The sequence below is a fragment of the Streptomyces sp. NPDC111606 genome (assembly GCF_055656945.1).
The window spans coordinates 1,754,232-1,761,369 of the sequence record NZ_JBVKBY010000001.1 but is presented as its reverse complement, the minus strand read 5'-3'; the positions used below and the strand labels follow the sequence as shown (position 1 = coordinate 1,761,369).

Below are 7,138 nucleotides of genomic sequence, written 5' to 3'. Positions count from 1 at the left end.
TCCTGAGCTGGGGGTGGCCGCAGAGACCAGCGAGAAGCGACTGTTTACTAAAAACACAGGTCCGTGCGAAGCCGTAAGGCGATGTATACGGACTGACGCCTGCCCGGTGCTGGAACGTTAAGGGGACCGGTTAGTCACATTTCGGTGTGGCGAAGCTGAGAACTTAAGCGCCAGTAAACGGCGGTGGTAACTATAACCATCCTAAGGTAGCGAAATTCCTTGTCGGGTAAGTTCCGACCTGCACGAATGGCGTAACGACTTCTCGACTGTCTCAACCATAGGCCCGGTGAAATTGCACTACGAGTAAAGATGCTCGTTTCGCGCAGCAGGACGGAAAGACCCCGGGACCTTTACTACAGTTTGATATTGGTGTTCGGTTCGGCTTGTGTAGGATAGGTGGGAGACTTTGAACTCTGGACGCCAGTTCAGGGGGAGTCGTCGTTGAAATACCACTCTGGTCGTGCTGGATGTCTAACCTGGGTCCGTGATCCGGATCAGGGACAGTGTCTGATGGGTAGTTTAACTGGGGCGGTTGCCTCCTAAAGAGTAACGGAGGCGCCCAAAGGTTCCCTCAGCCTGGTTGGCAATCAGGTGTTGAGTGTAAGTGCACAAGGGAGCTTGACTGTGAGACCGACGGGTCGAGCAGGGACGAAAGTCGGGACTAGTGATCCGGCGGTGGCTTGTGGAAGCGCCGTCGCTCAACGGATAAAAGGTACCCCGGGGATAACAGGCTGATCTTCCCCAAGAGTCCATATCGACGGGATGGTTTGGCACCTCGATGTCGGCTCGTCGCATCCTGGGGCTGGAGTCGGTCCCAAGGGTTGGGCTGTTCGCCCATTAAAGCGGTACGCGAGCTGGGTTTAGAACGTCGTGAGACAGTTCGGTCCCTATCCGCTGCGCGCGTAGGAATATTGAGAAGGGCTGTCCCTAGTACGAGAGGACCGGGACGGACGAACCTCTGGTGTGCCAGTTGTTCTGCCAAGGGCATGGCTGGTTGGCTACGTTCGGGAGGGATAACCGCTGAAAGCATCTAAGCGGGAAGCCTGCTTCGAGATGAGTATTCCCACCCACTTGATGGGGTAAGGCTCCCAGTAGACGACTGGGTTGATAGGCCGGATCTGGAAGCACGGTAACGTGTGGAGGTGACCGGTACTAATAGGCCGAGGGCTTGTCCTCAGATGCTCGCGTCCACTGTGTTGGTTCTGAAACCACGAACAGCCCCGTATGGCCACATGCGGTGCGGCTGACAGTTTCATAGTGTTTCGGTGGTTATAGCGTGAGGGAAACGCCCGGTTACATTCCGAACCCGGAAGCTAAGCCTTACAGCGCCGATGGTACTGCAGGGGGGACCCTGTGGGAGAGTAGGACGCCGCCGAACAAATTGTGAGAAAGGCCCACACCTTATGGTGTGGGCCTTTCTGCGTTTCTGATGGTTTGCGCTATGCGTGGTTTCGGGGCTCTCTGAGGGGAGAGCCCCTTCGAATCTCCGTCGGCCCGCCGGTTAGAGGCGTCCCGCTGTTTTGAGGGCCAGGTATGCGTCTGCCAGTGCTGGCGCGAGTTCTTCTGGCGTCGCGTCGACGACCGTGACGCCGTGACGGCGGAGTTGTTCTGCTGTGCGGTGGCGTTCGCTTTGGGCCTGGGCGGCGGATGCGGCCTCGTATACGGCGTCCGTGTTTCCGCGTGCTGTTGCCATGTGTGCGATTTGGGGGTCCGCTACTGATGCCAGCAGAACTGTGTGGCGCTGGGTGAGTTGGGACAGCACCGGGAGCAGGGCCTCCTCGATGGGGGCCGCGTCGAGGGTCGTGAGCAGCACGATCAGGGAGTGGCGGGGCGCCGTACGGAGAGCCGTGGCCGTCAGGCCTCGGGCGTCCGTTTCGATCAGCTCGGGTTCCAGTGTGGCCATCGCGTTGACCAGGGAGGGGAGGACGTCTCCTGCTGTGCGGCCCTGGACGAGGGCTCGTACTCGGCGGTCGTAGGCGAGGAGGTCCACGCGGTCGCCGGCGCGAGAGGCGAGGGCGGCCAGGAGCAGTGCCGCGTCCATGGAGGCGTCCAGGCGGGGAGCGTCGCCGACGCGGCCTGCTGAGGTTCGGCCGGTGTCCAGGACGAGGAGGATGTGGCGGTCCCGTTCGGGGCGCCAGGTGCGTACGGCGACCGTGGATTGGCGGGCTGTGGCACGCCAGTCGATGGAGCGGGTGTCGTCGCCGGGGACGTATTCGCGAAGGCTGTCGAATTCTGTGCCTTCGCCGCGGGTGAGCACGCTGGTGCGGCCGTCGAGTTCGCGTAGGCGGGCCAGTTTGGAGGGGAGGTGCTTGCGGCTTGTGAACGGGGGGAGGACTCGTACCGTCCAGGGGACGTTGTGGGTGCCCTGGCGGGAGAAGAGGCGTAGGGGGCCGTAGGAGCGGATCGTCACGCGGTCGGTCCGGCGGTCGCCGCGGCGGGTGGGGCGTAGGCGGGTGGTGATGCGGCGGCGTTCGCCTGCGGGGACCGTCACGCGGTGGCGGGAGGCTGCTACCTCTGTGCCCGGCTGCCAGCTGCTGGGGGGCCAGGCGTCGCGGAGGTGGGCGCGGAGGGGGCGGTTGGACGGGTTGGTGATCGTCAGGGTGACGTCGGCCGTTTCACCCAGGCGTACGGAGGTGTCGCCGGAGCGGGTCAGGCCCAGGCGGCGTACGGGTGCGGCCAGCGCGAAGTCGCAGGCGCAGGCCGCCACCAGGGGGGCGTTGACCGCGAGGATACCCGTCCAGCTGGGGTCCCAGATGCCTACGGGGAGGGAGCCCAGGGCCGCGAGGAGCGCGGCTCGTCCGGTGAGTGCCATCAGCGCGGGACGGGGACGTGGGTGAGGATCGCGTTGATCACCGAGTCGGCTGTGACGCCTTCCATCTCGGCCTCAGGGCGGAGCTGTACGCGGTGGCGGAGGGTGGGGAGGGCCAGGGCCTTCACATCGTCGGGGATGACGTAGTCGCGGCCTGTGAGCCATGCCCACGCGCGGGCGGTGGCCAGGAGGGCCGTGGCGCCGCGTGGGGAGACTCCGAGGGTGAGGGAGGGGGATTCGCGGGTGGCTCGGCAGATGTCGACCACGTAGGCCGTGATCTCGGGGGAGACCGTCGTCTTGGCCACGGCCGCGCGTGCAGCTTCCAGGTCTGCGGGGCCCGCTACGGGGCGTACGCCGGCGCCGCGCAGGTCGCGAGGGTTGAAACCCTCGGCGTGGCGGGTGAGGACGTCGATCTCGTCCTGGCGGGAGGGGAGCGGGATCGTGAGCTTGAGGAGGAAACGGTCCAGCTGCGCTTCGGGGAGGGGGTATGTGCCCTCGTACTCCACCGGGTTCTGTGTGGCTGCGACGAGGAACGGGTCGGGGAGCGGGCGGGGGGTGCCGTCGACGGTGACCTGGCGTTCCTCCATGGCCTCCAGCAGGGACGACTGGGTCTTCGGCGGGGTGCGGTTGATCTCGTCGGCGAGGAGCAGGTTGGTGAAGACCGGGCCGGGCTGGAAGGAGAACTCGGCGGAGCGGGTGTCATAGACGAGGGAGCCGGTCACGTCGCTCGGCATGAGGTCGGGGGTGAACTGGACGCGCTTGGTGTCGAGTTCGAGTGCGGAGGCGAGGGTGCGTACGAGGAGGGTCTTGGCGACGCCGGGGACGCCTTCGAGGAGGACGTGGCCGCGGCACAGGAGTGCGACGACGAGGCCGGTCACGGCGGGGTCCTGGCCGACCACGGCTTTGGCGATCTCGGCGCGCAGGGCTTCCAGGGAGGCGCGGGCGGTGCCCGCATCCCCGGTGTTCCCGGCGTTGTCAGTGGTCGGGTCCATCATGGACGGCGTACCTCTCTTTCGAGGGCGTCGAGTTGGTCGGCGAGGGCGATGAGCGCTGCGTCGTCGCTGGGTGGCGGGCCGAAGAGGAGGGTGTGCAGGGTCTGCCCGTCTCCGTAGTGGTGGCGGTGGGCGGACAGGGCGGGGAGCAGGGCCTCGGGCGTGTGCGCCTGAGCGACGGGGACACCTACGAGGGGGGCGAGGCGCGTGCGGGTGGTGGAGCGAAGAGCGGCGGCCGCGCGGTCGCGGGCGTTCGCCTTGCGGTAGAGGCGGGCGCGGCCTTCGACGGTTTCGGAGGCGCGGATCGCCACGGGGAGTTTTTCGGGCACGAGGGGGCCGAGCCGGCGTGCCCGCCAGAGGGCCGCCAGGGCTGCGGCGATGAAGAGCTGCAGTGTGCCCCAGAGCCAGCCCGCGGGGAGCAGGTCGAGGAAGCTGCGTTCGTCGTCCGTTTCGGCGGCCGACGTGTCGGAGAGTGAGGGGAGGTACCAGACCAAATGGGGGCGGGAGCCGAGGAGTTGGAGGGCGAGCGAGGCGTTGCCCTGCTCGTCGAGGCGGTCGTTGTTGAGGATGTCGGGCGCGCCGAGGACGATCGTGTCGCCGGTGCCGTCCCCGGTGGAGTCCGGGACCCGCAGGAGGGTGGCGAGGCGTTCGCTCGGGTAGCACTCGTCGGCGTTGAGGTGGGTGGTGGTGTAGCGGACGCCGCCCAGGTCGGCGGTGCCCGCGCGCTGGGCGGCGGGCAGGGAGCAGTCGGGGGAGAGCTCCGAGTCGAGGCTGGTGGCGGGGTCGGCGGTGACACCGGGGGCCAGGCGTTCGACGGACCAGCTGCCGGGGGCGACGAGTACGGTGCGGCCGCCGGAGCCGGCGGTCGACGAGCGCAGCCAGGTCTGTTGACGGTGCGTCAGCAGGTCGGGGGAGGCGACCAGGAGGGTGGTGTCCGGGGCGGCCGCGGCGCGTGCGTCGTCCAGGGTGGTGACCACGCGCGTGTCCACACCGCGGTCGGCGAGGAGTTCGGCGACGGCGCGGCTGCCTTTGGGGTCGGCGGAGCGTGGGTCGAGGGTGCCGTGCCGGGAGTCCGAGCGGATCGTGGCGATCACGACGGCTGCCACGAGCAGGAGTACGACGGCGAGGGCGATGCCTCGCGCGCGGGTCCACACCTGGCGTGGGGTGGGCGAGGCCGAGGTGGACGGGAGCGTGGCCTCGGTGGTCATTCGGCGGCTCCCTGGCGGGCGTTGGGGGCCGTACTGGGGGCGCTGGCGGCGAGTTGGGGCTTGCTGCTCTCCAGGTCGCGGTCGAGTTCCGCGATGCGCTGGTACGCCTGCTGGGTCGCGGTCCTGCCGCCGTACGTCACGTCGTCGAAGTCCCGTGCGGCGGTGCGCAGCCGGTCCTTGTGGGCGGGCAGTGAGCGGCCTGCTTCGGCGGCGGCCTCGTCCGCGGTGCGGCCGGGGCGTACGTCGAGAAGTGCGCGCTCCTCGAGGGAGCGGACGATGGCGCGCATGCGTTCCTGGACGGCCTGGTTCCAGTGGCCCTGGGCTGCGTGTGCGTCGGCGGTTGCCCGGTGTTCGGCGGCGCTGCGGGGGCGGTCGTCGAACAGGGCTGCGGAGGAGGTGGGTTGGCGGCGCGGGGTGCCCAGGCGCCACCACAGGGCGCCGAGGGCCGCGACGACGACCAGGATGACGACGACCAGGCCGAGCGGTCCCCCGGGCGTCACGGTCGCGGCGCTGTCGAACAGGTCCGCGACCCATTCCCAGAAGGCGTCCAGGGCCCGCTGGAACCAGCTGGGTTCGTTCTCGTGGTACATCTGCTTGGACAGCTCGCGACGGGCCGCCTCCCGCGCGGGGTCGCGCGGGATCGTCAGTGGTGGCTCGTCGTCCGAGCGTGCCGTCAGCGACAGTGCCGACGCAGTTGTGAGAACTCCCCCCGCCAGGCTCACCGATTCAGCTCCCCGGAGTGCCGGTGCCGTGGCCCTGGACGCCGGCTGCTCGGGCCAGTTCGAGGTCGAGGGCCTCGCGGCGGATGCGCTGGTCGATGTAGAGCAGCACGGTGACGCCGGCCGTGATCGGGAAGGTGATCATGGAGCCGATCACCGAGCCGATGCCGCTGATGATGAGGAACGTCCAGCCGAAGTCGCCGGCGCCGTCGAGGAATGCGGTGGCGCCGTCGCCGCTGAAGGCGGCGGCGAGGAAGGTGAAGGGGATGACGACGATCGCCGCGACGATGTTCGCGATGAGTGTGGCCAGCAGCTGGATGCCGAAGACGCGCCACCAGGAGCCGCGGACGAGCTTCGTGGAGCGGCTCAGCGCCTTCATGATGCCCTGCTTCTCCAGCATCAGCGCGGGCGAGGCGAGGGAGAAGCGGAACCACAGCCACATCGCGACGATGCCCGCGCCGAGGATGCCCAGGACCGCGAGCGCCCCACCCGCCGCGCCGGAGCCCGAGGCGACCACGAGGATGCCGGGCAGGGCACCCACGAGCACCAGGCCGAAGGTCATCAGCAGCAGCAGGAGGAGCAGGCCGAACAGCGGCAGCACCTGAGGACGGGCGTCGCGCCAAGCCTCGCCGGTGGTCACGGACTTGCCGAGTACCGCGCGGCTGGTGACCGTCGTCAGCAGGGCGGTCGCGATGATCGCGCCGATCACCGAGATCAGGAAGATCACGCTGGAGCTGAGCAGCGCGTCGCCCGTGGCCCGGGTGACCTCGCTGAGGGTGGCGTCCGGGTCGTTGAGGGCCTCACTGCCGGCGAGGTCGTTCAGGACGAAGCCCTGGAGGAGGATGACGAGGATTTCCGTCACGATCGCGACGGTCAGGGAGATGCCCAGGACCGTGCGCCAGTAGGTGCGCATGGTGGAGACCGCGCCGTCGAGGATCTCGCCGACACCGAGTGGGCGCAGCGGGATCACGCCGGGCTTGGCAGCGGGCGGCGGGCCGCCCCAGCCGCTGCCCCAGGCGCCGTATCCGCCCGGGGCGCCGTAGCCCTGGGGGCCACCGCCGGGTCCGCCGTAGCCGCCGGTGCCGGCGGGAGGGGGAGTGCCCCAGCCCTGGCCGGGCGGTGGGGGTGGCGGGGTCTGGCCGGGGGCCTCGGGTCCCGTCGGGGCGGACCACTGGGCGGCCGGCGGCTGCTCCTTGGACCACTTCGAGCCGGGGCCCTGTGGGTCGGGTGCCGGCTGCTGCGCGGGATCGGGACGGTCTGCGGGCTCGGCAGGGCCGGACGCACCGGGTTCCTGGCCGTCGGACGGGGCGGATCCGGGCGAGGCCCAGCCCGGAGTGTCTTTCATCGTCGCTCCTTCACGGTGCCCGTCCGCGGTCGCGGCGGCAGGTTGGCAGCCATCGTGCCATGGGG

At 68.9% G+C, this 7,138-nt stretch carries 5 protein-coding genes and 2 rRNA genes (1 of these 7 running past the window's edge); 2 read left to right on the top strand and 5 right to left on the bottom strand.

Translation table 11 applies throughout. The features are described from left to right. Positions 1-1,176, top strand: a 23S ribosomal RNA gene (locus tag ACZ7M7_RS07925) (it extends 1,634 nt beyond the left edge of the window). A gap of 85 nt (positions 1,177-1,261) precedes the next feature. Then, a 5S ribosomal RNA gene (rrf, locus tag ACZ7M7_RS07920) occupies positions 1,262-1,378 on the top strand. Positions 1,379-1,501: 123 nt separating this feature from the next. Here the strand turns inward: rrf and ACZ7M7_RS07915 are convergent. From ACZ7M7_RS07915 to ACZ7M7_RS07895, 5 genes are read right to left on the bottom strand one after another with little or no spacing between them, the layout of a single operon-like run. Further along, positions 1,502-2,812 carry a DUF58 domain-containing protein gene (locus ACZ7M7_RS07915; protein WP_472113834.1) on the bottom strand — a complete coding sequence of 437 codons (1,311 nt, stop codon included), beginning with the start codon at positions 2,810-2,812 and terminating at the stop codon, positions 1,502-1,504. Further along, complete coding sequence (locus ACZ7M7_RS07910; protein WP_383616717.1) at positions 2,812-3,801, bottom strand: AAA family ATPase; 990 nt, start codon at positions 3,799-3,801, stop codon at positions 2,812-2,814. The genes ACZ7M7_RS07915 and ACZ7M7_RS07910 overlap by 1 nt, the downstream gene beginning before the upstream one ends. Further along, complete coding sequence (locus ACZ7M7_RS07905; RefSeq protein WP_472113831.1) at positions 3,801-5,009, bottom strand: DUF4350 domain-containing protein; 1,209 nt, start codon at positions 5,007-5,009, stop codon at positions 3,801-3,803. Before ACZ7M7_RS07905 ends, ACZ7M7_RS07910 begins: the two co-directional genes overlap by 1 nt. Further along, entirely contained in the window at positions 5,006-5,731 is a 726-nt protein-coding gene (locus ACZ7M7_RS07900; protein WP_472113828.1) for a DUF4129 domain-containing protein, read from the bottom strand. The genes ACZ7M7_RS07905 and ACZ7M7_RS07900 overlap by 4 nt, the downstream gene beginning before the upstream one ends. A 4-nt stretch (positions 5,732-5,735) precedes the next feature. Next, positions 5,736-7,073 carry a DUF7847 domain-containing protein gene (locus ACZ7M7_RS07895; protein WP_472113825.1) on the bottom strand — a complete coding sequence of 446 codons (1,338 nt, stop codon included), beginning with the start codon at positions 7,071-7,073 and terminating at the stop codon, positions 5,736-5,738. Positions 7,074-7,138 lie beyond the last annotated feature (65 nt).

Excerpts from the sequence above, each read along its gene's own strand:
- ACZ7M7_RS07910 (WP_383616717.1), bottom strand. The coding sequence starts at position 3,801 with ATGGACCCGACCACTGACAACGCCGGGAACACCGGGGATGCGGGCACC.
- ACZ7M7_RS07895 (WP_472113825.1), bottom strand. The coding sequence starts at position 7,073 with ATGAAAGACACTCCGGGCTGGGCCTCGCCCGGATCCGCCCCGTCCGAC.
- ACZ7M7_RS07905 (WP_472113831.1), bottom strand. The coding sequence starts at position 5,009 with ATGACCACCGAGGCCACGCTCCCGTCCACCTCGGCCTCGCCCACCCCA.
- ACZ7M7_RS07915 (WP_472113834.1), bottom strand. The coding sequence starts at position 2,812 with ATGGCACTCACCGGACGAGCCGCGCTCCTCGCGGCCCTGGGCTCCCTC.